This is a genomic window from Variovorax atrisoli (assembly GCF_014195185.1).
Classification (GTDB): domain Bacteria; phylum Pseudomonadota; class Gammaproteobacteria; order Burkholderiales; family Burkholderiaceae_C; genus Variovorax; species Variovorax atrisoli.
Map to the genome: position 1 here is coordinate 69,761 of NZ_JACIBG010000002.1, position 26,247 is coordinate 96,007.

At 68.7% G+C, this 26,247-nt stretch carries 22 protein-coding genes; 13 read left to right on the plus strand and 9 right to left on the minus strand.

The window, feature by feature from the left end; genetic code table 11:
- Window positions 1-2: 2 nt before the first annotated feature.
- Together FHY06_RS07260 and FHY06_RS07265 are read left to right on the plus strand one after the other, a co-directional pair.
- Complete coding sequence (locus FHY06_RS07260; protein ID WP_184604217.1) at window positions 3-1,256, plus strand: MFS transporter; 1,254 nt, start codon at window positions 3-5, stop codon at window positions 1,254-1,256.
- An 83-nt stretch (window positions 1,257-1,339) separates the two neighbouring features.
- On the plus strand, window positions 1,340-1,807 hold the full coding sequence (locus FHY06_RS07265; protein WP_019654147.1) for a winged helix-turn-helix transcriptional regulator: 468 nt from the start codon (window positions 1,340-1,342) through the stop codon (window positions 1,805-1,807).
- 19 nt (window positions 1,808-1,826) lie between these two features.
- Here the strand turns inward: FHY06_RS07265 and FHY06_RS07270 are convergent, their stop codons facing one another.
- The 6 genes from FHY06_RS07270 to FHY06_RS07295 form a co-directional block, all read right to left on the minus strand.
- Window positions 1,827-3,239 (minus strand): OprD family outer membrane porin, encoded by a 1,413-nt coding sequence (locus FHY06_RS07270; protein WP_260310156.1) that lies wholly within the window; start codon window positions 3,237-3,239, stop codon window positions 1,827-1,829.
- Window positions 3,240-3,270: 31 nt separating this feature from the next.
- Window positions 3,271-4,038 (minus strand): DUF4198 domain-containing protein, encoded by a 768-nt coding sequence (locus tag FHY06_RS07275; protein ID WP_184604219.1) that lies wholly within the window; start codon window positions 4,036-4,038, stop codon window positions 3,271-3,273.
- A gap of 4 nt (window positions 4,039-4,042) precedes the next feature.
- Window positions 4,043-5,224, minus strand: coding sequence for an acetyltransferase domain-containing protein (locus tag FHY06_RS07280; protein WP_184604222.1), 1,182 nt, complete (start codon window positions 5,222-5,224; stop codon window positions 4,043-4,045).
- Window positions 5,225-5,326: 102 nt separating this feature from the next.
- Window positions 5,327-6,589: an AI-2E family transporter gene (locus FHY06_RS07285; RefSeq protein ID WP_184604224.1), complete on the minus strand. Its 1,263-nt coding sequence runs from the start codon at window positions 6,587-6,589 to the stop codon at window positions 5,327-5,329.
- Window positions 6,586-7,335: a LytR/AlgR family response regulator transcription factor gene (locus FHY06_RS07290; RefSeq protein ID WP_019654152.1), complete on the minus strand. Its 750-nt coding sequence runs from the start codon at window positions 7,333-7,335 to the stop codon at window positions 6,586-6,588. Before FHY06_RS07290 ends, FHY06_RS07285 begins: the two co-directional genes overlap by 4 nt.
- A complete protein-coding gene (locus FHY06_RS07295) occupies window positions 7,332-8,417 on the minus strand; it encodes a sensor histidine kinase (RefSeq protein ID WP_409327449.1) in 1,086 nt (361 codons plus the stop codon). Before FHY06_RS07295 ends, FHY06_RS07290 begins: the two co-directional genes overlap by 4 nt.
- A gap of 56 nt (window positions 8,418-8,473) precedes the next feature.
- Here FHY06_RS07295 and argH point away from each other — a divergent pair, with 56 nt between their 5' ends.
- On the plus strand, window positions 8,474-9,871 hold the full coding sequence (argH, locus tag FHY06_RS07300) for an argininosuccinate lyase (RefSeq protein ID WP_132752486.1): 1,398 nt from the start codon (window positions 8,474-8,476) through the stop codon (window positions 9,869-9,871).
- A gap of 116 nt (window positions 9,872-9,987) precedes the next feature.
- The gene (locus FHY06_RS07305; RefSeq protein ID WP_184604226.1) at window positions 9,988-11,463 is read left to right on the plus strand and encodes a rhomboid family intramembrane serine protease; all 1,476 of its coding nucleotides are present in this window, start codon (window positions 9,988-9,990) and stop codon (window positions 11,461-11,463) included.
- Between the two features lie 12 nt (window positions 11,464-11,475).
- Here FHY06_RS07305 and FHY06_RS07310 read toward each other — a convergent pair whose 3' ends face one another.
- A complete protein-coding gene (locus FHY06_RS07310) occupies window positions 11,476-12,798 on the minus strand; it encodes a hypothetical protein (protein ID WP_019654155.1) in 1,323 nt (440 codons plus the stop codon).
- Between the two features lie 45 nt (window positions 12,799-12,843).
- Complete coding sequence (locus FHY06_RS07315) at window positions 12,844-13,383, minus strand: hypothetical protein (RefSeq protein ID WP_184604228.1); 540 nt, start codon at window positions 13,381-13,383, stop codon at window positions 12,844-12,846.
- Between the two features lie 154 nt (window positions 13,384-13,537).
- On the opposite strand from FHY06_RS07315, the gene FHY06_RS07320 reads away from it, so the two are divergent.
- The 3 genes from FHY06_RS07320 (at window position 13,538) to FHY06_RS07330 (ending at window position 15,751) form a co-directional block, all read left to right on the plus strand.
- A complete protein-coding gene (locus FHY06_RS07320) occupies window positions 13,538-14,113 on the plus strand; it encodes an RNA polymerase sigma factor (RefSeq protein WP_405054279.1) in 576 nt (191 codons plus the stop codon).
- Between the two features lie 46 nt (window positions 14,114-14,159).
- Entirely contained in the window at window positions 14,160-14,915 is a 756-nt protein-coding gene (locus tag FHY06_RS07325) for an anti-sigma factor (RefSeq protein ID WP_184604231.1), read from the plus strand.
- A gap of 101 nt (window positions 14,916-15,016) precedes the next feature.
- The gene (locus FHY06_RS07330; protein ID WP_020723044.1) at window positions 15,017-15,751 is read left to right on the plus strand and encodes an SGNH/GDSL hydrolase family protein; all 735 of its coding nucleotides are present in this window, start codon (window positions 15,017-15,019) and stop codon (window positions 15,749-15,751) included.
- A 61-nt stretch (window positions 15,752-15,812) separates the two neighbouring features.
- Here FHY06_RS07330 and opgC read toward each other — a convergent pair whose 3' ends face one another.
- A complete protein-coding gene (gene opgC / locus FHY06_RS07335; protein ID WP_132752481.1) occupies window positions 15,813-16,955 on the minus strand; it encodes an OpgC domain-containing protein in 1,143 nt (380 codons plus the stop codon).
- Window positions 16,956-17,141: 186 nt separating this feature from the next.
- On the opposite strand from opgC, the gene FHY06_RS07340 reads away from it, so the two are divergent.
- From FHY06_RS07340 to FHY06_RS07365, 6 genes are all read left to right on the plus strand, one after another.
- Window positions 17,142-23,183, plus strand: a complete 6,042-nt coding sequence (locus FHY06_RS07340; protein WP_184604234.1) for an alpha-2-macroglobulin family protein — start codon at window positions 17,142-17,144, stop codon at window positions 23,181-23,183.
- An 85-nt stretch (window positions 23,184-23,268) separates the two neighbouring features.
- Complete coding sequence (locus FHY06_RS07345; RefSeq protein ID WP_184604236.1) at window positions 23,269-23,910, plus strand: putative DNA-mimic protein; 642 nt, start codon at window positions 23,269-23,271, stop codon at window positions 23,908-23,910.
- Between the two features lie 32 nt (window positions 23,911-23,942).
- Window positions 23,943-24,377, plus strand: a complete 435-nt coding sequence (locus tag FHY06_RS07350) for a hypothetical protein (RefSeq protein ID WP_126182818.1) — start codon at window positions 23,943-23,945, stop codon at window positions 24,375-24,377.
- Window positions 24,378-24,526: 149 nt separating this feature from the next.
- Window positions 24,527-25,213 carry a putative DNA-mimic protein gene (locus tag FHY06_RS07355; RefSeq protein WP_184604238.1) on the plus strand — a complete coding sequence of 229 codons (687 nt, stop codon included), beginning with the start codon at window positions 24,527-24,529 and terminating at the stop codon, window positions 25,211-25,213.
- Between the two features lie 43 nt (window positions 25,214-25,256).
- A complete protein-coding gene (locus FHY06_RS07360) occupies window positions 25,257-25,664 on the plus strand; it encodes a 2OG-Fe(II) oxygenase family protein (protein WP_184604241.1) in 408 nt (135 codons plus the stop codon).
- Window positions 25,665-25,831: 167 nt separating this feature from the next.
- The gene (locus tag FHY06_RS07365) at window positions 25,832-26,197 is read left to right on the plus strand and encodes a nuclear transport factor 2 family protein (RefSeq protein WP_019654166.1); all 366 of its coding nucleotides are present in this window, start codon (window positions 25,832-25,834) and stop codon (window positions 26,195-26,197) included.
- Window positions 26,198-26,247: the final 50 nt, after the last annotated feature.

Consider the following 26,247-nt stretch of genomic DNA (forward strand, 5'->3'; position numbering starts at 1 on the left):
TCATGTCGGGCGACACCGCCGGCCCAGCGCGCGGCTGGCTGGCAATGCTGTGCGCGAGCCGGCTGCTGCAGTCGATGATCGTCACCGCCTACTCGGGCGTGCTGCCGTTCGCGATGGCCGACTGGCACATGACGGCCGCCCAGGCCGGCTCGATCCAGAGCGCCTGGCACGTGGGCTACATGAGCTCGCTGTTCGCGGTGGGCCTGCTGGCCGATCGCTACGGGCCGCAGCGCATCTTCCTCGCGGGCAGCGCAGTGAGCGCGGGGGCTGCGCTCGCCTTCGCACTCTTCGCACGCGACCATCTCTCGGCGATGCTGCTCTACGGCCTGGCCGGGCTGTGCGCGGGCGCCTCGTACACGCCAGGGCTGCAGCTGCTGGCGCACAACACCGAGCCCGCCGTGCGCGGACGCGCGATGGGGCTCTTCATCGGATCGTCGTCGATGGGCTATGCGCTGTCGCTCGCGGTGGTGGCGACGTTCAGCCATCTGCAGCACTGGCGGCTGGGGCTGCTGGCGGCGGCGGCCTGCACCGTGGCGGGCGCGCTGCTCACGGCGCAGGCACTGCGCCGCATGCGGCCGCCATCGCCACGAGCGCCTGGCGCGGTCCGCGAAAGCACCCTGCACGCCCTGGCTGCCACGGTGCGCGACAAGCCAGCGATGGCCGGCAACTGGGCCTACGCCTTCCATTGCTGGGAGCTCATGGCGCTCTGGGCATGGCTGCCGGCGTACCTGGTCGCGTCTTCGGGCACGGCATCGTCGTGGCAGGGTGCCGGCATCGCGCTGGCGGCACTGGCGCACCTGGTGAGCGTGTTCGGCAGCATCGCGGGCGGTGCCGCTTCCGACAGGCTGGGCCGCGCGCGGGTGATGATGATCGCCACCCTCGCAAGCCTGTGCATGTCCTTCACCTTCGGCTGGATGTGGAGCTGGCCGCTGTGGCTGCTGGCGGCGGCTGCCGCGGTCTACAACCTGCTGGCCATTGCCGACTCGTCTGTCTACTCGACTGCGCTGGCCGACGTGGTGGCGCCGCACCGGCTGGGCGTGGCGTTCTCGGTGCGCTCTGTGATGGGCTTCGGCGCCGGTGCGATCAGCCCGTGGGTGTTCGGACTCGCGCTCGATTGGGGGCAGGCCAGCTTCGGCACCGGCAGCACGCACGCCTGGGTCGCCGCATGGAGTTCGGCCGGTCTGGGCGCGCTGCTGGGCCCGCTGATGATCGCTCGCTTCGCCCGGCTGCATCGCGCGCACGTCGCTGTCCGATAAGGCAAGGGCCTTTTCCTCTGGGTTTTAAAATAAAACCGAACGGCGGTGCTGCCCGAGCCCGCCCTCGTTTCGGAAAGAAACCCATGGCTCAACGAAAAAGCCTCAAGGCCGACGCGTGCCCGATGGCACGCGCGCTCGACATCGTGGGCGACCAGTGGTCGCTGCTCGTGATCCGCGACGCCTTCGACGGCATGAAGCGCTTCGGCGAATTCCAGCAGAGCCTGGGCGTCGCCAAGAACATCCTGTCGGACCGGCTGAAGAACCTGGTGCAGGAAGGCGTGCTCGAACTCGTGCCCGCCTCCGACGGATCGGCCTACCAGGAATACGTGCTCACCGCCAAGGGCAAGGGCCTCTTCCCCGTGGTGGTCGGCCTGCGACACTGGGGCGAGGCGCACCTTTACGCCAAAGGCGAGCCGCATTCGGTGCTGGTCGAGCGCGACAGCGGCAAGCCGGTGCCGAAGATCGAGCTGCGTGCGCGCGACGGCAAGCCGCTCGATCCGGACGCGACCTTCGTGAAGAAACTTCCCGCCACTGCCAGGGTGGCGCGCTGACCGGCAGCTTCCTTCCCGGTCAACCGCCTATCGGGTACTCCACCGCCACGCGGATCTGGCGCGTGGGAAGTTCGGCCTGCGCCTTGTTGTTGCGGTGCTCGCCATAGCGCAGCAGCAGGGCCAGCCCCTTGGCCCGGCCCTCGCGGACCGTGTAGCGCAGCCAGAGGTCACGCTCCCAGTGCTCGCCGCCGCGGCCATAGCCCAGCCACGCATAGCCTCCGCGTGCGGGCACGCGGCTGCCGTCGATGCCGCTGCCGCGGATGTAGGCCGCACCCAGGCTCAGGCCCGGCGCGCCCCATTGCGCGGCGTCGACCTCGTAGCGCAGTTGCCATGACTGCTCGTGCGGCGCGTTGAAGTCCGAAAGCTGTGCCGCGTTGCCGAGCCAGATGGCGCCGCGCGTCACGTAGTCGAACGGCGTGTCGCCAGCCACCTTCTGCCAGCCCAGGCCGATGCGATGAGGCCCGTGCGCGTAGGTGGTCATCAGGCTCGAAGTCGTGTTGTCGACCCGACCCGCCAGTGCACGGCCCGTGTCCTTGCTGCGATAGACCTGCAGGTCGAAGGACAGCGTGCTCGCGCTCGCGCTGCCGCCATCCTGCAACGGCACCGTGTAGAAAGCCCCGAGGTAGCTCGTGCGCCAGGTGTCCTTCAGCCGCCCCACATAGCCGCTGATCGCGAGCGAGGGAATGCCTTTCCAGGTGGCGCCGGCAAAGTCGAAGGCGTCGCCGCGCGGCGATTTCGGATCGAGGTAGTTCACGATCAGCGGGTTGCCGGTACTCCGGGCATTCCGGTCGGTCGAGCCGGTGAACCGGCCGGCCTGGAGCGTGAGCTTGTCGAACTCGTTGCTGGTGACGAGCCAGCCGCGCATGGTCTCGGGCAGCAGGCGCGTGTCGGACGAACTGAAGATCGGCGTCTTCACCCGCTGCTCGCCCACTTTCAGCACCGTGGAAGAAACGCGCGCCTTCAGCGCGATGCCGCCGCGCGCGATGCCGTCCTGCGCGTAGCCGGCACTGTCCACCGGCAGCATGCGGATCTTGCCGACGCGGTAGTCGTCGCCGGAGAGATTGCGTGCGAGCGAGACATGCGCGTCGGCGCCGAAACCTATCCAGCCGGGCGTGAAACCGGATTCGACGGTGCCGATGAGCCCGTAGCCCCATTCCTGCGCGTAGTCGCTGCGCCTGGTCTTCGGCAGCACTGCATTGCGGCCGCCGTTGCTCGTCGCGCCGTCCAGATAGTTGCGGCGCTCGTAGACGGTGCGGTTCAGCAGGCTCCAGCGAGTGTCCTCGACGAAGCCACCGGCGGCTTCGCGGGGGGTGCCTTCCGCTCCGGAGGCGGTACCGGCCAGTGCGATCAGCACGGCACCGCAGCATTTGCCGACCTGCGGGAGGCGCCTTCGACCGCCCTGGACCGGAATCGACGGGACTGCAGGTTGCATCGGATGCATTCGGATCATGCGTGCCCCCTCTTCATTCGGGCGCATGCGCGAGCCGGAAGGACAGCGTGGCCAGGTGCTCCACCTTGTCGGTGGCGACCTGGTCCTCCGCGGGCGCATCGAGCTTCGCGGCGATCACGTTGAGCCCCTGGTTGCGCACCGGGACCGTCACGGTGCCATCGGCCGCCGTCAGCAGCGCCTTGCCGTCCGGATCGTTGACGAAGTCGGCCAGCACCGGCACGTTCGCGACCGGCTTGCCGCGATGGAGCACGCGCACGCGAAGCGGCTGGCCCAGCGACGAGGGCAGCGCGGCCTCGACGGGCACGATCTGCAGCGTATGCCCAGGCAGGGCCGCGAGCGGCCGGTCCAGCGGCGTGCGCCTGAGATGCACCGCGTACTTGAAGTTATGGCCGCTGACCACGGCGCCCGGCACTTCGTTCTTGGGCTTCTTCAACCACTGGCCTTCGGCCGACTTGGTCCAGATGCCGTTGTCCAGCACGGCTGCGACGACGGCCGGCTGCTCCCGCAGGTCGACCAGCGCAAGCTTGCCGACCGGCTCGAGCGCAGTGGGCACCGCGCGGCCCGCCACGTCGTAGCCCGCCATCGACGTGATCAGCGGCAGGCGCCTGGCGGCATCGAGGTCGTCGCCGCCCTCGCCGTAGATCAGCGCCAGATCGCCCGAGCGCTGGGCGAACCAGATGCCGTGGGCATGTGCCGCGGCCGAAACGCCCCACAGCAGGGAGGCGACCGCCACGCAGCGCAGTGAAAGCATCGACAGGGAATTGCAGGAAAGCATCGCCATGGCCTCACAGGTACTTGAGCCAAGCGATGTCTCGGCGCCGCGCCTTCAGGGACGCGAATGCACGCACCGCCGGATACAGCGCGAAGGCGAGCACGACCGAGGCCAGCCACACCATCCACATCGCGCTGAAGCCGAAGAACTTGCCCTGGTTGAGCCCCCAGACCGCCTCGCCGCCGAGGTAGAGGAACTTGAGCACGTACAGGTGCAGCACGTAGAAGAACATCGGCGCCGCGCCATACACCGCCAGTGGTACGAGCCATGCCGCGCCCTGCCTGCGCTCGAAGGCACGCAGCAGCAGCAGGCCCGCGCCCATGGTCAGCGCGATGAACAGCAGCGACGGCGGGTACTTCGTGATGTTCAGGAAGGCCATCAGCGTGGTGACGGCGCTGCCGCCGGCCGCCCAGGGCTTGTCTCCGTAGACGTCGAGCGCACGCAGCAGCACGAAACCGGCCAGCAGCCCCAGGCCCCACACCAACAGCAGACGCTGCCGCCGCACCGCATCGGCACCGGCCATGAACCATGGCCCGGCCGCGTAGCCCATCGCAATGAGGCCGATCCAGGGCAGCAGCGGGTATGAAGTGCGCAGCTTCAGCGCGTCGGACACCTCGATCCAGCCCCGGTCATGCAGCACGGCCCATGGCACGTGCAGCGTGTGTCCCACCGGAAAGTGCACGCCATCGAGCAGGTTGTGACCCGCCACCAGCACCACACCCAGCATCACGAGCGCCTTGCGGGGCAGCCAGACCAGAGCGGCGAGCGAGAGCATCGAGAGTCCGATCACCCAGATCACCTGCAGGAACACCTTGGCGGGCGGGAACTGGAAGGTCCAGGCGAAATTGATGAGCGTGACTTCGAGCACGACGAGGAAAAGGCCGCGCTTCCAGAGAAAGGAGGACGTGGCCGCACGGCCGTCCGCATGCTTCGCACCGTAGAGGAAAGCCGAGAGGCCCGTGAGGAAGACGAAGACCGGCGCGCAGAGATGGGCCAGCAGGCGGCTGAAGAAAAGCTCCGGCGGCGTCTGGTCCACCACCATCGGGTCGGGTACCTGGTGATGCAGGTAGAAGGTCTCGCGCACGTGGTCCAGCAGCATGAACAGGATCACGAGGCCGCGAAGCGCGTCGATGGAAAGCAGCCTGCCGCGTGCGTCGGCATGCGGCGGCAAAGGAATGCTCAGAGGTTCGGACATACGGTTATTGGGAATCGAATCCCAATATCGTATCGACCGAAAAGACACCCTTTGTTAATGTCCTTGCCTACCGAAGCCCATGCCCGGAACCGGGCGCGAGGGCTACTCGCCCAGCAGCTCCCCGATGGGTTGCAGGTCTTCCACGCGGTCGCAGATCGACTTGATCACCATCGTGATCGGAATGCCCAGCAGCAGGCCCCAGATGCCCCAGAGCCAGCCCCAGAAGATCACGCCCACGAACACCGCCACCGGATTCATGCGGCTGGTGCGGCTGGTGAGCCAGGGCATCAGCAGGTTGCCCACGATGGTGTGGATGCCCAGCGACATGCCAGCCACCACCACGCCCATCTGCAGGCTGTTGAACTGCAGGAAGGCCACCAGCCCCGCGGCGGCGAGCACGATCACCGAGCCGATGTAGGGAATGAGGTTGGTGACGGCCGCGATGATCCCCCAAACGGCCGCGTTCTCCATGCCGATGGCCCAGAAGCCCAGGCCCGTGGCCACGCCGACGATCGCGCTCACCAGGATCTGCACCAGCAGGTAGCGCTCGATGTTGCGCGTGATGTCGTCCAGCACGTGCACCGTGACCTTCTTCTTCTGCAGGCTGGAGCCGGTGATCTTGATGAGCTTTCGCCTGAAGGTGTCGCCCGAGCACAGTGCGAAGTAGGTGAGGAAGGCCACCAGCGTGAGCTGCCCCATCGCGCTGAGCAGCCCGACGGTGCCGCTGACCAGGTAGTCGCGCACATTGAAGCCCGGCCGCTCGATGATGACGCGCGCCACGCCCTTGCGTGACGCGACGCGGGCGGAGTTCTCCTCGGCCGCCTTCTCGAGCTGCGCCGCCGCCTGCTGCACGTTGTCCAGCGGCGTGGCGCTCGCGCCCCGGTCGCGGCGCATGGCCTGGCCCAGCTTCTGCGCGGCCACCGGCAACGAGTCGAGCAGCTGCGTGGCGCTGCCCGAGAGCGAATAGCCGGTCCAGCCCAGTCCGCCGAAGAGGCCCATGAGGATCAGCCCCGCGCCGATCCAGCGCGGCAGCTTCCAGCGGTGCAGCAGCTCGACCAGCGGCGACAGCGCATAGGTCAGCAGCAGGCTCAGCATCAGCGGGATGAAGACGGCCTGCCCCCACTGCAGCGCGAACACGCTGGCCAGCACCGCGAGCACCACCAGCGAGGCGCTGCGCACGTCGACGGGCATGTGCAGCAGCAGGCGCTCGCGCTGCGGGGCGGGCGGCGGCGGTTCCGGCCTGGATTCCGGTTCCGGTTCAGGGGGGAGCGGCGCGGCGGCCGCCGGCTGCGGCGGCTCGCCGGCCGGCTCGGTCGGCGGCTGCTGCGCCTGCGGGGGGGCTGGCACGGGCTCGCCGGTGCTCATCGCGTTTCCTTCAGCACTTCGCGCACGGCCGCGAGCTGCCGGCGCGACACGGCCACGGGCTCGGGAACCGAGTCCAGCCGCAGGGCCCAGCCCTCGGCATCCTCGCCGTCGTCGTACTTCTCAAGCGCGCGGATGGCCGAGCGCGCCACCAGCGCGTTGCGGTGCACGCGCAGGAAGCGGTGCGGATAGCGCTCCTCGAACTCGTTGAGCGAGCCGTCGAGGATGTGGCTGCGCGTGGCGGTGCGCACCGTGAGGTACTTGTATTCGGACTTGAGGTAGAGCACCTCCGACAGCGGCACCCGCTCGGCGCGGCCCCGGTCCTGGATCAGCACCGTCTCCGGCGCGGCCTGGGCCTGCAGCGCGCGGCGCTCCTTCAGGAAGCGCTCGGCCTTCTGCAGCGCCTGCTGCAGCCTCTCGGCGCGCACGGGCTTGGTGAGGTAGTCGACGGCATCCAGGTCGAAGGCGGTCACCGCATGCGATGCGTGGGCCGTCACGAACACCACGGCCGGCGCGTCGGCGCGGCTGCGCAGCGTGCGCGCCACCTCGATGCCGTCGACGCCGGGCATGTGCACGTCGAGCAGCACCAGGTCGAGCGCCAGCGTGCCGAGCTGCTGCAGCGCCTCGGCGCCCTGCGAGGCTTCGGCCACCACTTCGGCGGCGGGAGATGTGCAGTCGCGCAGCAGGGTGCGCATGCGCGAGCGCGCCAGGGCTTCGTCGTCGACGATGAGTGTCTTGAGAGTCGTCATGATGATTCGGCGGGTATGGCGATGCGCACCCGGTAGCTTTTCTGGTCCATGCCGGCGCTGAACTGCATCTGCATGTCGTGCAGCAGCCGCAGACGGTCGCGCACGTTGGCCAGCGCGATGCCGTGGCCGCGCGGCAGCGGCTCGTCGGCCCAGCGCAGCGGCGGAAGGCTGTTGACCACCTCGATCACCACCATGTTGCCGCGCCGCTCGGTGCGGATGCGCAGCTTGGCGCCTTCGGGGCTGGGCTCCACGCCGTGCTTGATGGCGTTCTCCACCAGCGGCTGCAGCAGCAGCGGCGGCAGGCGCGCGTTGCTGGCGGCGGCGTCGAGGTCCCAGCGGATGCGCAGGCGGTCGCCGAAGCGCACCTGCTCGATCGCCAGGTAGCGCTCGGCCAGCGCGATCTCGTCGGCCAGCGTGCCCGACTCGCCCGGGTCGGCCAGCGCTTGGCGGAACAGCTCGGCCAGGTCTTCGAGCATGGTCTCGGCCTTGGCCGGCTCCTCGCGCACCAGCGCGATGGCGCTGTTGAGGGTGTTGAAGAGAAAGTGCGGGCGGATGCGCGACTGCAGCTCCTCCAGCCGCGCCGTGGTGGCGGCCGGCGTCTGGCCCCGGGCGCGCAGCACCATCGCCGCCATCACGAGCCCCGCGAACAGGGCGCCAGTGAGCGCGCTGGCCAGCCATGGCGCATTCGAAAGCGCTCCCGTCAGGCGCAGCAGGCCGCAGCCGTAGAGCGCCGAAAGCGCCCCGAGCAGCGCGCCGGCCGTGTACTGCCAGTGCTTCGGCAGCCGCCGCAGCGGCTTCTTGAGGCCGCAGGCGCTCACCAGCCACAGCAGCGTGGCGGGCAGCGCCCCGCCGGTGATGGTGGCGGTCTGCACCAGCCATTCGCCGGGCGTGGACACCACGAACAGCGCGGCGATGGCCACCACCGCCTCGACGAACACCACCGTGCGCAGCACCACCCCGATCTGGCAGGCGTCGAAGATCGACGGCCCGCCGCGCGCGGGGGACGCGCCCGCGCGCGCCCGGTCCGACGACGGCGGGGGCGTGGGTGAGGTGCTGGCCGATAAAATCGCCGGGTTGCGCATCGCAGACATCAGATCCATCGGGTAACCAACCCATTATTGCCTCCAGGACGGCTCCCATGACCCAAAACCAACTCGACAAGAAATCCGAAGCCTGGTCGGCCCTTTTCTCCGAACCGATGAGCGACCTCGTGAAGCGCTACACCTCCAGCGTCTTCTTCGACAAGCGCCTCTGGCAGGCCGACATCCAGGGCTCGCTGGCACATGCCGGCATGCTGGCAGCTCAGGGCATCATCAGCGTGCAGGACCACGCCGCCATCGAACGCGGGATGGCGCAGATCCGTTCCGAGATCGAATCCGGCGCCTTCGAGTGGAAGCTCGACCTGGAAGACGTGCACCTGAACATCGAGGCCCGCCTGACCCAGTTGGTCGGCGACGCCGGCAAGCGCCTGCACACCGGCCGCAGCCGCAACGACCAGGTCGCCACCGACGTGCGCCTGTGGCTGCGCGGCGAGATCGACCTGATCGGCGACCTGCTGGTCGAGCTGCAGAAGGCGCTGGTGGACATCGCCGAGAAGAACGTCGACGTGATCCTGCCGGGCTTCACCCACCTGCAGGTGGCGCAGCCGGTGAGCTTCGGCCACCACATGCTGGCCTACGTCGAGATGTTCAGCCGCGACGCGGAGCGCATGAGCGAGGTCCGCAAGCGCGTCAACCGCCTGCCCCTGGGCGCCGCCGCGCTGGCCGGCACCAGCTACCCGCTCGACCGCGAACTGGTCGCCAGGACCCTGGGCATGGACGGCGTCTGCCAGAACAGCCTGGACGCGGTGAGCGACCGCGACTTCGCCATCGAGTTCACCTCCGCCGCCAGCCTGTGCATGGTGCACGTGAGCCGCATGAGCGAGGAACTCATCCTGTGGATGAGCCAGAACTTCGGCTTCATCAGGATCGCCGACCGCTTCACCACCGGCTCGTCGATCATGCCGCAGAAGAAGAACCCCGACGTGCCCGAGCTGGCCCGCGGCAAGACGGGCCGCGTGGTCGGCCACCTGATGGCGCTCATCACGCTCATGAAGGGCCAGCCGCTGGCCTACAACAAGGACAACCAGGAAGACAAGGAGCCGCTGTTCGACACGGTCGACACGCTCAAGGACACCCTGCGCATCTTCGCCGAGATGATCGGCGGCATCACCGTGAAGCCCGAAGCCATGGAAGCCGCCACGCTGCGCGGCTACGCCACCGCCACCGACCTGGCCGACTACCTCGTGAAGAAGGGCCTGCCCTTCCGCGACGCGCACGAGACCGTGGCCCACGCCGTGAAGGCCGCCACCTCGCACCAGGTCGACCTGGCCGAGCTGCCCCTGGCCGTGCTGCAGCAGTTCAACCCGAGCATCGAGAAGGACGTGTACGACGTGCTGAGCCTGCGCGGCTCGCTGAACGCGCGCAACATCCTCGGCGGCACCGCGCCGGCGCAGGTGAAGGCGCAGGTCGCCCGCCACCGCGCCCGCCTCGGCTAGAAATGTCGGCCCTCCGGCCTTTCACTCCGCCTTCCACGGGGAAGGCGCGGCCCGCCTCGGTGCGGCCCGGCGGCGGCCGCCCGTAAGCGGCCGATCCGAAAGCCGGAAAGCGCCCCGTGTTCTACGCCATCCCGCTCGAGAACAAGCCGAGCTGGCGCAATCCACCATGGATGACGCTGCTGCTGATCCTCGTGAACATGATCGTGTTCTGGGGACCGCAGCGCAGCGAGGAGAAGGGGCAGGAGCGCGCCGCAGCCTACTACGTGAAGAGCGCGCTGCCCCAGCTGGAGCTGCCGGCCTTCGTCGAATGGCTCGAGAAGACCGACCCCAAGCGCGGCAAGGTCGCGCGCCGCATGCTCCGGCACGAGGAGGCCTATCCGCAGCTGCTCGAAGGCCTGCAGAACGACCGCAAGTTCCTGCACAAGCTGCGCGCCGACGAGGTCATCAAGCCCGACAACCCGCAGTACGGCGAGTGGAAGCGCGCCCGCCAGCAGTACGAGTCGATGCTGCCCGCGCCCTTCACCGAACGCTGGGCGCAGAGCTACGCGACGGATGCCGAATTCAGGCCCTGGACCTGGATCACCAACGCCTTCCTGCACGCCAGCACCGGCCACCTGCTGGGCAACATGCTGTTCCTGTTCCTCTTCGGCTTCTCGGTGGAGCTGGCGCTGGGGCGCGGCACCTACCTGGCGTTCTACCTGCTGGGCGCGGTCGGCGCGTCGGTGCTGGCCGGCTGGGCCTACGCGGGCGGCACCTACGGGCTGGGCGCCTCGGGCGCGGTCTCGGCGCTGATGGGCATGTACGCGGTGATGTACCGCCTGCGGCGCATCCGCTTCTTCTACCAGCTGTTCTTCTATTTCAACTACGTCACCGCGCCGGCCCTGCTGCTGTTGCCGGCCTGGATCGCCAACGAGCTGATGCAGCACTGGCTGGGCGGCCAGGGCATCGCCTACATGGCCCACCTCGGCGGCCTGCTGACGGGTGCTGCACTGATGTGCGGCGCCATGCTGCTGGGCCGGGTGAAGACGCCGGAGACCGTCAAATCGGAGATGGTGCGCGACGACGACCGCTTCGAAGAGCACGTGGCCGCGGCCCGCAGGTTCGGCTCGGCGATGAAGTTCGACCGCGCCTGCGCCGAATGGCGCGCCGCCGCCGCGCTGCGCCCCAACGACGCCGAGACGCTGCGCGCCTGGTTCAACACCGCGCGCCTGCAGCCGGCGAGCGACGACTTCCACCACGCCGCGCGCCGCATCTTCCGCCTGCCCGCCACCGACGACCACACCCTGTCGCTGCAGCACGCGAGCTTCCAGGCCTACCTCGACCAGGCCCGCCCCGGCGTGCGGCTCAAGCCCGAGGACATGGCCCGCCTCGCCCGGCGCTTCTCCCGCATCCGCCAGTTCGAGGACGCCGACCGCCTCTGCCGCATCCTGCTGAATACGGCGCCCGACCACCCCGAGCTGGCCGACACGCTCTCGACCTGCGCCAACGGGCTGCTGCACGCCGGCCTGCGCGACAAGGCGATGGGCCTGCTGCCGCATCTGCTGCGGCTCGCGCCCAACGACATGGTGACGCGGGCGCTGCAGAACGCCTGAGGGCGCCTGCCGCTATGCCGTCTGCGCCGGCGGCGCCGCCGGCCGCAGCAGCCAGCGCACTTCCTGCGTCTGCTCGCTGTCGGGGTAGCGCGCTTCCATCGTCGTCAGGATGGGCTGCGCCATGTCGGAACGGCCCAGCCCCTGCACCAGCGCGCGTGCCGCGAGTTCGTAGGCCTGCGGAATGGCCTCGTTGCCGCGGAAGCGCTTGTCGAAGCCCGAGAGCAGCGCCAGCGTGGCGTGGGCGTCGCCGTTGCGCCATTCGGCGCGGGCCATGGCGATGACCATGGCCGGGTCGTCGAGCGCGAAGGCCTTGTCGCGCTCCTTGCAGGCCTTGAAGACCTTCAGCGCCTCCGAGGCCAGGTCGCGCCGCATCAGCAGCGGGATGAAGCGCCGCGCGTGGTCGAGCATGGTGTCCTTCTTCTCGGGCATCAGCGCCAGCACGCGGTGGTAGCGGCGCTGCGCCGCGAGGTCGTTGGAGTCGGCGGTGCGCTGTGCCTCGTAGGCCGTGCCCAGCGCGGCCGCGAGGTCGCCGTCGGTGATGAGCTGCGCCACTTCCGCGTCCGTGCGCTGCGCGGCGATCTGCGCGGGCGTGCGGCGGTCGACGGGCGCGCCGTCGGGCAGCTCGCTGCCCGGCACCGCGTCGAAGCCGAAGGCGTCGTGGTGCTGGAACATCACGTAGCCCAGCAGGCTCGCCATGACCCAGCCGAAGTAGATGAAGGCGAAATTGACGATCGGCAGCACGATGCGCCCGTCGAACATCGGCAGCACCATCGCCAGCGCCACCTGCGCGCCGGTGCTCAGAAGGAACAGGAAGAAGCACAGCAGCGCGTAGGGCCAGCCGATGATGCGCATCGCATCCATCACGTTGGCGGGGTTCATCGCCTGGAAGAAGCTGCCCGACTGCACCAGCACGATCACCGCCGCCGGGAAGGTGAAGGACATCACGAACAGCCCCACCGTGCCCAGGATGGGCGCATACCAGGCGAGCCAGCCGATCAGGAATGCCTGCACCAGCGAGATGGCGAAGAGCTTCCAGGGCAGGTAGGTCCATTCGTCGCTCGACTCGCGGCCGAAGTCGGCGGAGTCGCGGATGCCGCGCGCGCCCAGCGCGATGATCTTGAAGCCGTAGCGGCTGGCGGCCAGCATGATGCCGACCTCGATCACGAAGAGGGCCAGCGCCTGCGGCAGGAAGAAGACGGCGTCGAACAGCAGGCTGCAGAACGACAGCAGCAGGCCGTAGGCCAGCGGCCGCATCTGGAACGGAAAGGCGAAGAAGCTGTTGAGCCGGTGCCAGAACGGCGGTGGCGGCGGCAGCGCATCCTTGACGACGATCATGGCGACCTCCCTTTTCTTCCTTTTGCTGTCTGTCCTGTCTTCTTCCTACTTGCGGAAGAAGTCACTCTGGCTCATGGCGCCGGCGCCGCCCAGGCGCATCACCGTGACCTCGTCCGCGTGCACGAGGCGTATCTGGCCGAGCTCGCGCTCCAGGCGCTGGGTGAAGCTGGTCTTGTATTGCAGCAGAGACTCGCCCATCTTCAGCACGCTGGTGCCCTTGACGACGGCGCTCTTGCGGCCGGGGGCCACCTCGATGTCGTCGATGTGGTACTCGTATTCGATGGTGAGGATGCCGCCCATGCGTTCGCCGACCTTGCTGAAGGTCTGGAAGGTATCGCGGGTCGCCTGGCAGGCCTCGTCGCGGTTGTGGGAGCTTTCGAGCGTCTTCCCCATCATCGTGGTCCTGCTCTCGATGCGGGCATTGCGGCTGAGCTGCTTGCACAGCGCCTCGGGGTCGCGCGAGTAGATGGCGTGGGCTTCCTTCTGGTAGTAGTCGCGCACCATCGGCTCGTCGAGCTTGCGCCCGCCGATAAAGAAGTACCACGCGCCCACGCAGAGCGCGATCACGATCGCAATTTGCTTCATCTTCTCCGTCCGCGCACCCGCGGTCCCTCGGTTTTTGCGGCGCAGTATACGTTCACAAATGTTTCCAAAAGACTTCATTTGGCCGGCGCGCTGAATCCGTCCACGGGATTGCCCCGTACATCGGGCATGCGCACCGATGCCCCACAATCAGTGGATGCCTGCACCCAGCCCCGACGCCGAACTGATGGCGCTGATCGACCGGATCGGCCATCGCGACGAAGCCGCACTGCGGCAGCTCTACGACCGAACCTCTCCCCGGCTGATGGGCCTGGCGATGCGTGTGGTGCGCCAGCGCGAATGGGCGGAAGACGTGCTCCAGGAGAGCTTCCTGACCGTCTGGCGCGTAGCGGGCGACTACCGCGCCTCGCTGAGCCCGCCGCTGGCCTGGCTCGGGCTCATCGTGCGCAGCCGGGCACTCGACCTGCTGCGCCGCCGCGCCGCCGACCGCGCCCAGCTCACGCAGGAATTCGACGAGCAGATGGCCGACCAGCTCGAGTCGGACGCGCCCGGCCCGGCCGAGAACGCCGATGCGAGCGAGCAGGCCTGGGCCCTGCACCAGTGCCTGAGCCAGCTGGAAGGCCGTCAGCGGGAAGTGGTGAGCCTGGCCTACCTGCGCGACATGAGCCACGGCGAACTCGCCGAGCAGCTGAAGCTGCCCCTGGGCACGGTCAAGACCTGGATACGGCGCGGCCTCGAGAAGCTGCGCGTGTGCATGGGACGCTTCGCGTGAGCGCGGTGACGACGAAGAAGGCGTTTCAAAAGGCGTTTGTCCCATCATGAACCTCATCGCACACCCCGAATTGCTCGAGCTGCTGGCCGCGAGCCATGCGCTGGGCACCCTGCGCGGCGGCGCCCGCCGCCGTTTCGAGACCCTGGCCCGCGAGCAGGCGCCCGTGCGCGCCGCCGCGCTGGTCTGGCAGGGCCGGCTGGCGAGCATGACGGAGCTGCAGTCGCCCGTCGTGCCCGACCCGGCGGTCTGGACGCGCATCCGCAACATCATCGACGCCGAACAGTCGGCGCTCGCGCTGGAGCGCCAGCGCGATGCGGCCAGGGCCGCCGGCGAGGCCGGCCAGGGCGGCTGGCTGCGCAGTCTCGCGCTGTGGCGCGGTGCGGCCGCGGCCGGCGCGCTGGCCACGGTGGTGGCCGTGACGGTCGGCCTGAACCTGCGCGACCAGCTGCAGAACGCACCCGCGGTGCAATACGTGGCCGTGCTCAACGACGACAAGGCCGCCGCCTCGATGCTCGTGACCTTCGATCCGAAGAAGAAGCAGCTGGTGCTCCAGCGCGTCGGCGGCTACCAGGAAGGCGTGGACAAGTCGCTGCAGCTCTGGGCCCTGCCCCCGGGCGGCGCGCCGCGTTCGCTGGGCGTGCTCGGCAACGCGCCGGCCCTGCGGCTGACGGCGTCGGAATCCGACGTGCAGGCCGTGCCCGCGCTGGCCATCTCGCTCGAGGCCAAGGGCGGCGTGCCGCCGGGCAGCGGGCCGAAGGGGCCGATCCTGTTCAAGGGCGCGCTCATCGAGAAAACTCTCTAGCCGGGGCCTGACTGTCAACGAGCGCGGCTGCTGGGGCGTCGTAAGGGAAAATCGCCCATTCGCCGCCTTCCGCATTCTTTTCCGTCCTTCCGATGCATCCGATGAAAACCGCGCTCGCCGCGGTCGCTCTGCTGGCCGCCGCGCTATCCGCCAGCGCCCAGTCCAGCTTCTTTCCCCAGGAATCCGAGACGGCCGCCGCCGAGGCTGCCGCCGCCCGCGACTACCTGGCCGCCAAGAGCCGCTGGCACAACGAGCTCGCCGCCTTCGCCCGCGCCGACCAGGAGCGCTTTCCGGCGCCGGGCGGCGTGGTGTTCGTCGGCAGCTCCACGGTGCGGATGTGGACCCGCCTGTCGCAGGACTTCGCCCAGCAGGTGCCCGGCGGCGTCGTCAACCGCGGCTTCGGGGGCTCCACCCTGGCCGACTGCGCCCTCTTCGCGCGCGACCTGGTGGTGCGCTACAAGCCGCGCCACGTGATGGTGTATGCGGGCGACAACGACCTGGCCGAGGGCCGCACGCCGCTGCAGGTGCTCGACAGCTTCGCGCGCTTCGCGAACGCGGTGCGCGCCGAGCTGCCCGAGGCGCGCATCAGCTTCATCTCGGTCAAGCCCAGCCCCTCGCGCGAACAGCTGCTGCCGCAGATCCGCGAGACCAACCATGTGATCTCGGCCTACCTGAACCTGCTGCCCAACAGCGAATTCATCGACATCTACACGCCGATGCTGGGCGCCGACGGCCGCCCGCGCCCCGAGCTCTTCCGCAGCGACAAGCTGCACATGACGGACGAGGGCTACCGCCTCTGGCACTCGGTGATCGCGCCGCACCTGCAGAACCCCTGAGCCGGCCCGAAGCCCGGCGCGCTTCGTCGCCCCTGCCGGGTGCGACGCCCGAGGACCGAAATCAGGCCCGAACGGGCTCCGGCGGCACGTCGTCGGCCGGCGGCGGAACGTCGGCGCCGCGCGTGAAGCGCGCGACGAAATACATCCCCGAGAACACCGCCGCCAGCAGAAGGCCGTCGCCCCACCAGGGCCGCGCCGTCTGGCTGTCGCCGTAGAAGGCCAGCACCAGCAGCACCGCCACGAGGTGAGCGCAGAACACCGGCAGCGAGGCCGAGCCCATTGCCTCCAGCCAGCGCAGCCGCGGGATGCGGTGCATCAGCCAGGGCCCGAAGCGCACCGCCAGGATGCCCAGCGCCACCAGGTTCACCAGCCGCAGCGGGCCGAGCTGCCACTTGTCGAACAGCAGGTTCAGCTCCACGTCGCCGCCGAACGGCGCCTGCCCATTGATGCCGGTGTGGCGCCAGTAGAGGCCGTAGAGCGCGATGCCCGCCGCCAGCGCCAGCAGCCAGCCCGGAAAGTGCAGAGGACGCGCGCCCGGATCGTTGCGTGTCGCGCCGATGCACAGCCCCGCGAACCACAGGAACTGCCACGCATAGGTGTTGAAGGCGCCCATCTCGTGGAAGGGCACCGGCACGCCAAGGTAGTGCACCGCCAGCCCGTAGACCCATTCGCTGATGCCGAACTGCGCCGCCGCCCACACGGTGGCGCTCACCACCATCACCCAGGTCCAGCCGTGGCGCATGGCGAAGGCCAGCACCCAGGGGCTCATGAGCATGAAAAAGATGTACATCGGCAGGATGTCGAGCAGCGCCGGCTCGTAGATGAGCAGCAGTCCGTAGATGAAGCCCTCGCGCGGCTCGGCCAGGTAGTAGGACACCAGGTTCTTCACCGCCGGCTGGTCGATGTGCAGGCCCACGGCCGTGATCACCGTGAACAGGAACAGCAGGGTCGCGGCCTGGGCCAGGTAGACCTTGAGCACGCGCCGCCAGAAGGCCTGGCGCATCGAGTCGACGCCGCGGACGTGGCCGATGCGGCTGTACACCAGGCCGGCGACGAAGGCGGAAAGCAAAACGAAACCTTCCGCAGCCGAAACGAAACCGAATGGCTGGCCCAGCGGGTCGGTCAACCGGGTGGGCAGGTGGGTGACGGTCATCAGCACGAGCATCAGCCCGCGCAAGGCGTCTATTTCCCAGTAGCGTTTCATCGGTCGGCGGCGAGATCTTGGTGGCGGTCCGCGCGGCGCACGCACGACGGCCCCGATTGTAAGAAGAGCTGTGTAAAGCCGGCCGCGCCGGAAGGCCGGGCCGACGGCCTATGACTGTTGGCACTCCCGAACCGTCGTGCAAATCGGCTACGCTGCGCGCTGCCTCTCAGGTGGAGATATAAAAAAGTGAACCGTTTCCTTCCAACATTGCTCCTGGCCGGCGGCGCTCTTGCGGCCGGCCCGGGCCATGCCCTCCAGATCGTCAGCCTCTCGCCGCAGGGCGAAGTGGCGCGGGTTCGGCAGGTGGTCGCCAAGTTCGACCAGCCCGCCGTCAACTTCGGCGACCCCAAGGCCCCCGCCCCGCTCGCCGTCAGCTGCAACGACGCCCAGGCTGCCAAGGGCACCGGCCGCTGGACCGACGCCAAGGCCTGGGTCTACGACTTCGAGAACGACCTGCCGCCCGGCGTGCGCTGCACGGTCACCCGCATTCCCACCTTCAAGCCCGCCTCGGGCGAGCTCACCGGCCCCGAGCGCTACCAGTTCAACACCGGCGGGCCCTTCGTGCGCAACTACATGCCGGGCAGCTACAGCCGTATCGACGAGCAGCAGATGTTCATGCTGGAGCTCAACGGCGCGGCCACGCTGGAGAGCGTGCGCCAGAACGTCTGGTGCACGGCCGACGGCGTGGGCGAGCGCATCCCGGTCAAGCTGCTCGACGGCGAGCAGCGCGCCGGCCTGCTCAAGGCCTTCGGCCGCGAGAAGTCGGCCGAGAAAGACCCGCTGCGCTTCGTCACGCTGCAGTGCAACCGCACGCTGACGCCCGGCGCCAAGGTGCAGGTCGTCTACGGCAAGGGCGTCGCCACGCCCTCGGGTGTGGCCAACAACGTGGAGCGCCGCCTGGAGTTCCAGGTGCGCGAGCCTTTCGCCGCGTCCTTCACCTGCGAGCGCGAGAACGCGCAGGCCGCCTGCCTGCCGCTGCGCCCGATGCAGCTGACGTTCAACGCGCCGGTCACGCGCAAGCTGGCAGCGCAGATCGAACTCAAGGGCAACGGGCAAACCGTCAAGGCCCAGATCGAAGGCGGCGCGCAGAGCGACGACGACGTGGTCAACGGCGTGTACTTCGGCCCGCCGCTGGCCGAGAGCGCGCAGTACAGCATCGAGCTGCCCTCGAAGTTCGAGGACGCCTCGGGCCGCCCGCTGGCCACGCCCGGCAACTTCCCGATGAAGGTGGCCACCGGCGCGATGCCGCCGCTGGCCAAGTTCGCCGCCTCGCCCTTCGGCGTGGTCGAGCGCCTGGCCGAGCCCGACACGCCGGCCATGATGCCGGTCACCGTGCGCCGCGTGGAGCCGAAGCTGATGGTGAACGCGCTCACGCCCGGCAAGGTGAGCGACATGAACCCGAAGACCGACGCGGAGATCATCGCGTGGTTCCGCAAGGTGCGCCGCTACGACAACTTCACCATCTCGCGCGAACAGGCGCGCAAGGACGTGAAGGGCCCGCTGCCCCCGGTCATCGACAAGGACGACCGCACCACGCTGCAGACCCGCATGCTGTCGCTGCTGGCCGGCCAGCCCGGTGTGAAGGCGCTCGACATGCCCAAGGCCGACAGCGGCGATCCGCGCCCCTTCGAGGTCATCGGCATCCCGCTGACGCCGGGCTTCCACGTGCTCGAGATCGCCTCGCAGAAGCTGGGCGAGGCGCTGCTCGACGAGCGCTACAACGCCGGGCGCACGATGTACGTGCGCACCACCGCGCTGGCCACCAACCTGGCGGTGCACTTCAAGCTGGGCCGCGAGAACTCGATGGCCTGGGTCACCACGCTGGACAAGGGCAAGGTCGTGGCTGGCGCCGAGGTGCGCGTGTCCAGCTGCGACGGCAAGGCCGTGGCCAGCGGCACCACCGACGCCAACGGCGTGGTCATGCTCAGCGGCATCTCGCCGCAGGCGCCCTCGTGCAACGGACCGAATGAATACGACAGCGGCGCCTGGTTCGTCAGCGCCCGCGCCAAGGACGAGAAGGGCGTGGAAGACCTCGCCTTCACCTGGAGCGACTGGCAGCGCGGCATCGAGCCCTGGCGCTTCAACGTGCCCACCAGCCTGCAGCCCGAGGCCGACCGCGTCGCCCACACCATCTTCGACCGCACGCTGCTGCGCGCCGGCGAGACGGTGTCGATGAAAAGCCTGATCCGCACGCAGACCAGCAAGGGGTTCGGCCTGCCCGAGAACCGCCCCGACACGCTGGTCATCACCCACGTGGGCAGCGGCCAGCGCTTCACGCAGCCGCTGAACTGGCGCAAGACCGCCACCGGCGGCCTGAGCGCCGAGAACAGCTTCGCCATTCCACCGGCCGCCAAGCTCGGCGTGTACGAGGTGATGCTGCGCACCGGCGGCAAGGACGCCAACGGCGACGGCAACAGCGAGGGTGAAGGCGATGGCGACGAAGGCTACGGCCGCAGCTTCTCCACCGGCAGCTTCCGCGTCGAGGAATTCCGCCTGCCCGTGCTCGAGGGCCGCATCACGCCGGCCGACAAGAAGCCGCTGGTGGCGGCCACCAGCGTGCCCACCGACGTGCAGATCAACTACGTTTCCGGCGGCGGCGCGGCCAACCTGCCGGTGCGCGTGTCGGCCATGGTGCGCGGCAAGAGCCTGAGCTTCTCCGACTACGACGCCTTCAGCTTCAGCCCGCCGCGCGCCTCGCAGGGCGACGGCAGCGAGGCGGCCACGGCCGTCACCGCAGCGGCCGAGGCCGGCTCGGGCGAGGAAGACCTCAACAGCGTGAACGACACCCGCGTGATCGCCGACAAGCTGCCGCTCACGCTCAACAAGGACGGCGCCGGCAAGGTCACCATCGACAAGGTGCCAAAGGTCAAGGCCGCGCGCGAGCTGCTGCTCGAGGCCACCTACGCCGACCCGAACGGCGAGGTGCAGACCATCCGCAGCACGCAGACGCTGTGGCCGGCATCCGTCATCGCCGGCATCAAGACCGAGGGCTGGGTCTCCACCGCCCAGAAGCTGAAGTTCCAGGCGCTCGCGCTCGACCTCTCGGGCAAGCCCCAGGCCAACGTGACGCTCAACGTGCGCGCCGTGGCGCGCATCACCACCACCAGCCGCAAGCGCATGGTGGGCGGCTTCTACACCTACGACAACAAGACCGAGACCAAGGACATCGGCACCGTCTGCAGCGGCAAGAGCGACGCGCGCGGCCTGCTGCTGTGCGAATCGGAGCTGAAGGAAGCCGGCGAGGTCGAACTCATCGCCAGCGCCACCGACAGCGAAGGCCGCGACGCCAGGGCGGTGAGCTCGGTCTACGTGACCAAACAGGGCGAACTGTGGTTCGGCGGCGAGGACAACGACCGCATCGACGTGCTGCCCGAGAAGAAGAGCTACCAGCCCGGCGAGATCGCCAAGTTCCAGGTGCGCAGCCCCTTCCGCTTCGCGACCGCGCTGGTCGCGGTGGAACGCGAGGGCATCATCGAGACGCACGTGGTCAAGCTCGACGGCAAGGACCCGACCGTCACCCTCGAGGTGAAGCCCGAGTGGGGACCGAACGCCTACGTGAGCGTGCTCGCGCTGCGCGGCCGCCTGCGCGAGGTGCCCTGGTACAGCTTCTTCACCTGGGGATTCAGGTCGCCGCGCGAGTGGTGGACGGCCTTCTGGTACGAGGGCAAGGAATACGTGGCGCCGACCGCCATGGTCGACCTGAGCAAGCCCGCCTACCGCCTCGGCATGGCCGAGATCCGCGTCGGCACGCGCGCCCACCAGATCGACGTGACCGTCACCAGCGACAAGCCCAGCTACCCGATCCGCAGCAAGGCGCAGGTCACCATCAGCGCCAAGCTGCCCGACGGCAAGCCCGCGGCCGGCGCCGAAGTGGCGCTCGCGGCGGTCGACCAGGCGCTGCTGGAGCTGATGCCCAACGACAGCTGGAACCTGCTCAACGCGATGCTGCAGCGCCGCAGCTGGGGCGTGAGCACCTCCACCGCGCAGATGGAAATCGTCGGCCGGCGCCACTACGGCCGCAAGGCCGTGCCCGCGGGCGGCGGCGGCGGCAAGGGCCAGACGCGCGAACTGCTCGACACCCTGCTCGTGTGGAACCCGAAGGTGGTGCTCGACGCCAACGGCCAGGCCGTGGTGACGGTGCCGCTGAACGACGCGCTCACCACCTTCAAGATCGTGGCGGTGGCCGATTCGGGCGCCAACCTGTTCGGCACCGGACAGGCCAGCATCCAGGCCACGCAGGACTTGCAGATCATCAGCGGCCTGCCGCCGCTGGTGCGCGAGGACGACCAGTTCCGCGCCCAGATCACCCTGCGCAACACCACGCAGAAGCCGATGAAGGTCGAGGCCACGCCGCGCGCCACCCTGCTCACGCTGGAGCCGCAGACGGTCGACATCCCGGCCGGCGAGGCCCGCGAAGTGGCATGGACCGTGACCGCGCCCGCGCAGCTCGGGCAGACGCGCGCCGAAGCCATCCTGTGGGAGATCGAGGCCAAGGACATCAGCGGCGGCGCCCAAGGTGCGAGAGACGCACTGAAGGTGCGCCAGCGCATCGTGCCCTCGGTGCCGCTCACGGTGCAGCAAGGCACGCTGGTGCAGGTCGACGGTCCGTTCACGCTCGACGTGGCGCCGCCCGCCGACGCCCTGCCCGGCCGCGGCGGCCTGAAGCTCTCGCTGCAGCCCAAGCTGGCCGAAGGCCTGCCGGGCGTGCGCGACTGGTTCGCCAACTACCCCTTCATCTGCCTCGAGCAGAAGACCAGCAAGTCGGTCGGCCTGCGCGACGCGAAGATGTGGCAGGGCGTGCTGGCCCAGCTGCCGACCTACCTGGACAGCGACGGCCTGGCCAACTACTTCCCGCCGCGCGACGGCGAGGCCAACCGCGGCAGCGACATCCTCACCTCGTACCTGCTCGCGGCCACGAACGAAGCGGCCCAGCTCAACCCCGCCTTCGCGCTCGCCGACGACGTGCGCGCGCCGATGGAGTCGGGCCTGATCGCCTTCGTCGAAGGCCGCATCACCCGCGAGTTCTGGAGTCCGCGCAAAGACCTCGACGTGCGCAAGCTGGCCGCGCTCGAAGCGCTCTCGCGCTACGGCAAGGCCAAGGGCAGCATGGTCGGCAGCATCACCATCGCGCCGAACCAGTGGCCCACCAGCGCGGTGATCGACTGGCTCAACATCCTCAAGCGCGTGAACGACGTGCCGCAGCGCCAGCAGCGCCTGGACGAGGCCAACAACGTGCTGAAGGCGCGCCTGTCGTACCAGGGCACCAAGCTGATCTTCAGCACCGAGCAGGACGACTACTGGTGGTGGCTGATGACCAACGGCGACGTCAACACCGCCCGCCTGCTGCTCAGCGTGATGGACGACCCGGCCTGGAAGGACGACATCGGCAAGCTCGCCAACGGCTTCATCGGCCGCCAGCAGAACGGCGCCTGGCACACCACCACCGCCAACCTGTGGGGCGGACTGGCGCTGGAGAAATTCAGCAAGGTGTTCGAGAGCACGCCGGTGACCGGCGTCACCGCCGCCACGCTTGGCGCCGTGAAGGCGCAAGTCGACTGGAGCAAGGTCGAGCGCGTGAAGACCAGTGACGCGGCCGGCGCGCCCAACCAGAGCACCTTCTTCGGCGCACCCGCCTCGCCGGGCAACCTGAAGAACAACACGATGTTCCTGCCGTGGGCATCGTCGCCGTCCGGTGCTCCGGTGCGCGACACGCTGCTGGTGACGCAGCAGGGCACCGGCAAGCCGTGGCTCACGCTGCAGTCGATCGCTGCCGTGCAGCTGAAGGCGCCGTTCGCGGCCGGCTACGCCATCAAGAAGACCATCACCCCGGTCGAGCAGGCCACCGCCGGCAAGTACACGCGCGGCGACGTGCTGCGCGTGACGCTGGAGGTGAACGCCAGCGCCGACATGACCTGGGTGGTCATCAGTGACCCGATCCCGGGCGGCGCCACCATCCTCGGCGGCGGCCTGGGCCGCGACTCGCAGATCGCCACGCAGGGCGAGAAGAAGTCGGGCGCGGGCTGGCCGGCCTTCGAGGAGCGCAGCTTCGAGGCCTTCCGCAGCTACTACGAGTACCTGCCCAAGGGCGTGGTGAAGATGGAATACACCGTGCGCCTGAACAACGTCGGCGACTTCGCGCTGCCGCCGAGCCGCGTGGAGGCCATGTACGCGCCCGAGATGTTCGGCGAGGCGCCGAATGCGCGGGTGAAGGTGGAGGCGGCGAAGTAGCCATTTCGCATTTCGCATTTCGCATTTCGCATTTCGCATTTCGCATTTCGCATTTGCCGATTCGAAAGCAAACAGGGAGAACACAATGGGCCTGGCCATCAGCATCGGCGTGCTCGTCGATCTGCTCGAACACGATCCCGAAGGGGCCGAATGGCTCCAGGAAGATCTGGCGGTGGTGAACGAGGTGCTGTCGGCGGCGGGCCTTCCGCCGCACGCAGAGCCGCGTGAGCTGCCGCCGCTGCGCTCGCGTGCGGCGATCGGCAGCTTCCCGTACTCGTTCATCCATTACCTGCGCCGGGCCTATGCGTACCGCGCGAATTCGCCCGACTGGACGGCTACTCCGGTGGAAGACGGTGTCGACCCCTCGGAGGATCCGGCGGTCGACGACGCGCTGAGCGACATGCAGAGCCACCTGATCTGCCACTCCGATGCGGAAGGGCTCTACGTGCCCGTCGATTTCGACGAAGTGCTGTACGCCGAGCCGGATCAGAAACTGCCCGGCGGCATCCTCGGCTCGTCCTACCGCCTGCTCGACGAACTGGTGCTGGTGGCCCCCGCACTGGGCATCGAACTCGCCGACGGCGAGCTGTCTGACCAGGAAGCCGAACGGATCGGCAGGCTCATCGACGCCGACCGGGGCCTCCATCGGGAGTACGTTTCTTGGCTGCGGCTCTACGAATCGGCCCGGCTGAGCATTGCGCACAAGACGGCGATCGTTTTCAACTGAGCAGTTCAGTTCACCGGCTTCGGCTGCCTGCCATGAACCACACCCGCCTTGCGCTCGCAGCACTCCTGCTGCCCTTGTCGGCACTGGCCGCATCGGGCGATGCGCCGGTCTCGGTCGACTACCGCTGCCTGACCGAATCCTCCGCGCAATCGATCCGCCTGGAGTGGCGCGTGTTTTCCGACCCGAACAGCAACTGGTCAGGCGGATACGTCAGGTACAAGGGGGCGTCGCGCGTGATCACCATCGTGCCGGTGAAGACCGAGGTCGGTGACAAGCCCGAGGGCCGTCCGTGGGAATACACCACCACCTGGGCCGAGATCGTCGACGGCCGCATCGCGGGCCAGTACGTCGTGACGACCCAGGGCGCGAACATCTACGGCTTCGACTACAAGAACCTGCGCAACGGCAAGCAGTATTCGTTCTCGCAGGACATCGCCTCCGACGACGGCAAGAAGTGCAGCTGGTAACGGTAACGCCCGGCCCCGTCGCGTCCAGGCCTTTCGCGGCTGCGGCGAGTGCCTGACAGGGGGAACGGCGAAGGAGCATCGACCGGTCATCGCTCCTTCACCGGCCGCCCTCACCATCGCGGCGAACCCACAACCTGGAGGACAACACCATGGGCCTGGCTGTCTGCGTCGGCATGCTCGCCGAACTGCTCGAGGACGATCCCGAAAGCGCCGAGGGCTTCGAGGAAGAACTGGCCGAAGTCAATCGCGTGCTCGCCGCCGCGGGGCTTCCCCCGCACACCGAGTCGCGCGGTCCGCTCGAACTCGACTCGCGCGCCTCGATCGACGGCTTTCCGTACTCCTTCATCCACTACCTGCGCCGCGCCTATGCGCACCGCGTGCTGTCGCCCGACTGGGTGGCCACGCCGCTGGCGGACGATGTCGACCCCACGGCCGACCCGAAGATCCAGGCGCTGCTCGACGGCTGCGAGAGCCACCTGCTGTGCCACTCCGACGCCGAGGGCTTCTACGTTCCCGTCGACTTCGACGAGGTGCTGTTCGACGGGGACGGCGGCGACGAGGAAGAAGCCGAAGGCGATGCGGACATCGAGGAACCGGCCGGCCTTCCCGGCGGCATGCTGGGCTCCTCCCAGCGGCTGCTCGAGGAGCTGGTGTTCGTCGCTCCCGCGCTGGGCATCCGCCTCGACGACGGCAGGCTCTCCGACGAGGAAGCCGAACGCATCGATGCGCTCATCGACGAGGACGACAGCCTGTATCGCGAATACGTCTCCTGGCTGCTGCTGTACGAATCGGCTCGCCTGAGCATCGAGCACAGGACCGCGATCGTCTTCTGCTGAATCGGCTCAAAATGCGCGGCCTGGAGGCTCCCATACATCCCGCATGAGTTTCGCCACCGAACTGCGCAACTATTTCTCCCTGGCCTTCCGCTGGCAGCGCGGCCGCCAGGGCACGGGCTACGACAAGATGCTGCTGCTCACGGCGCGCTGGCCGCTGCCGTTCGACAGCTACCTCATCCGCTACCCCGAAGGCTCGGAGATCCCGCCGCACACCGACCCTGTTCAGGCCGGACGGCACTACCGGCTCAACATCGTGCTGAAGTCGCCGCGCTCGGGCGGCGAGTTCGTCTGCGCCACGCCGATCTTCGCGACGCGGCGCATCAAGCTGTTCCGCCCTGATGCCTGCGAGCACAGCGTGACACGGGTGGTGGGCGGCAGCCGCTATGTGTTCTCGCTCGGCTGGGTGCTTCGGCCGTGCAGCTCCGACGCCGGAGAAAGGCCGCCGCGATGAAGCAGCTGCCGCTCGAGATCCGAAGCTGCCGGCTCGAGCCCTGCAGCCTCGACGCCTTCCGCCAGGCCTAAACTGCGCCCCCGGTCTTCGTTCGCTCGTTCATTCGTTCATTCGTTCATTCGTTCATTCGCTCGCTCGTTCCCTCCCAACGTTCACAGGAGAAACTCATGAACACCAAGGAAATCGCCGACAGGCTCGTGGCGCTTTGCAAGGACGGAAATTTCGAAGGCGCACAGGTGCTCTATGCACCCGAGGCAGTGAGCGTCGAGGCCAGCGCCCCGCCCGGCCAGGCGCGCGAGGCGGTCGGTCTCGCGGCCATCAGGGCCAAGGGCGAGTGGTGGACCGCCAACCATGAAGTGCATTCGATGCAGGTCGCCGGTCCGTGGCCGCACGACGACCGCTTCATCGTCGGCTTCCGCTTCGACGTGACGATGAAGGCCAACGGCCACCGCTTCACCATGGAGGAAATGGCGCTCTACACCGTCAAGGACGGAAAGATCGTGCGCGAAGAGTTCTTCTACGACGCAGGCTAGCGAAGGGCTGCCGCGCGCCGGCACCGGTACGGGTCCGGCAGGCAGCAGGT

Coding starts and splice junctions, on each gene's coding strand:
- FHY06_RS07260 (WP_184604217.1), top strand. CDS start 3: ATGTCGGGCGACACCGCCGGCCCAGCGCGCGGCTGGCTGGCAATGCTG.
- FHY06_RS07265 (WP_019654147.1), top strand. CDS start 1,340: ATGGCTCAACGAAAAAGCCTCAAGGCCGACGCGTGCCCGATGGCACGC.
- FHY06_RS07270 (WP_260310156.1), bottom strand. CDS start 3,239: ATGCAACCTGCAGTCCCGTCGATTCCGGTCCAGGGCGGTCGAAGGCGC.
- FHY06_RS07275 (WP_184604219.1), bottom strand. CDS start 4,038: ATGGCGATGCTTTCCTGCAATTCCCTGTCGATGCTTTCACTGCGCTGC.
- FHY06_RS07280 (WP_184604222.1), bottom strand. CDS start 5,224: ATGTCCGAACCTCTGAGCATTCCTTTGCCGCCGCATGCCGACGCACGC.
- FHY06_RS07285 (WP_184604224.1), bottom strand. CDS start 6,589: ATGAGCACCGGCGAGCCCGTGCCAGCCCCCCCGCAGGCGCAGCAGCCG.
- FHY06_RS07290 (WP_019654152.1), bottom strand. CDS start 7,335: ATGACGACTCTCAAGACACTCATCGTCGACGACGAAGCCCTGGCGCGC.
- FHY06_RS07295 (WP_409327449.1), bottom strand. CDS start 8,417: ATGCGCAACCCGGCGATTTTATCGGCCAGCACCTCACCCACGCCCCCG.
- argH (WP_132752486.1), top strand. CDS start 8,474: ATGACCCAAAACCAACTCGACAAGAAATCCGAAGCCTGGTCGGCCCTT.
- FHY06_RS07310 (WP_019654155.1), bottom strand. CDS start 12,798: ATGATCGTCGTCAAGGATGCGCTGCCGCCGCCACCGCCGTTCTGGCAC.
- FHY06_RS07315 (WP_184604228.1), bottom strand. CDS start 13,383: ATGAAGCAAATTGCGATCGTGATCGCGCTCTGCGTGGGCGCGTGGTAC.
- FHY06_RS07320 (WP_405054279.1), top strand. CDS start 13,538: ATGCCTGCACCCAGCCCCGACGCCGAACTGATGGCGCTGATCGACCGG.
- FHY06_RS07325 (WP_184604231.1), top strand. CDS start 14,160: ATGAACCTCATCGCACACCCCGAATTGCTCGAGCTGCTGGCCGCGAGC.
- FHY06_RS07330 (WP_020723044.1), top strand. CDS start 15,017: ATGAAAACCGCGCTCGCCGCGGTCGCTCTGCTGGCCGCCGCGCTATCC.
- opgC (WP_132752481.1), bottom strand. CDS start 16,955: ATGAAACGCTACTGGGAAATAGACGCCTTGCGCGGGCTGATGCTCGTG.
- FHY06_RS07345 (WP_184604236.1), top strand. CDS start 23,269: ATGGGCCTGGCCATCAGCATCGGCGTGCTCGTCGATCTGCTCGAACAC.
- FHY06_RS07350 (WP_126182818.1), top strand. CDS start 23,943: ATGAACCACACCCGCCTTGCGCTCGCAGCACTCCTGCTGCCCTTGTCG.
- FHY06_RS07355 (WP_184604238.1), top strand. CDS start 24,527: ATGGGCCTGGCTGTCTGCGTCGGCATGCTCGCCGAACTGCTCGAGGAC.
- FHY06_RS07360 (WP_184604241.1), top strand. CDS start 25,257: ATGAGTTTCGCCACCGAACTGCGCAACTATTTCTCCCTGGCCTTCCGC.
- FHY06_RS07365 (WP_019654166.1), top strand. CDS start 25,832: ATGAACACCAAGGAAATCGCCGACAGGCTCGTGGCGCTTTGCAAGGAC.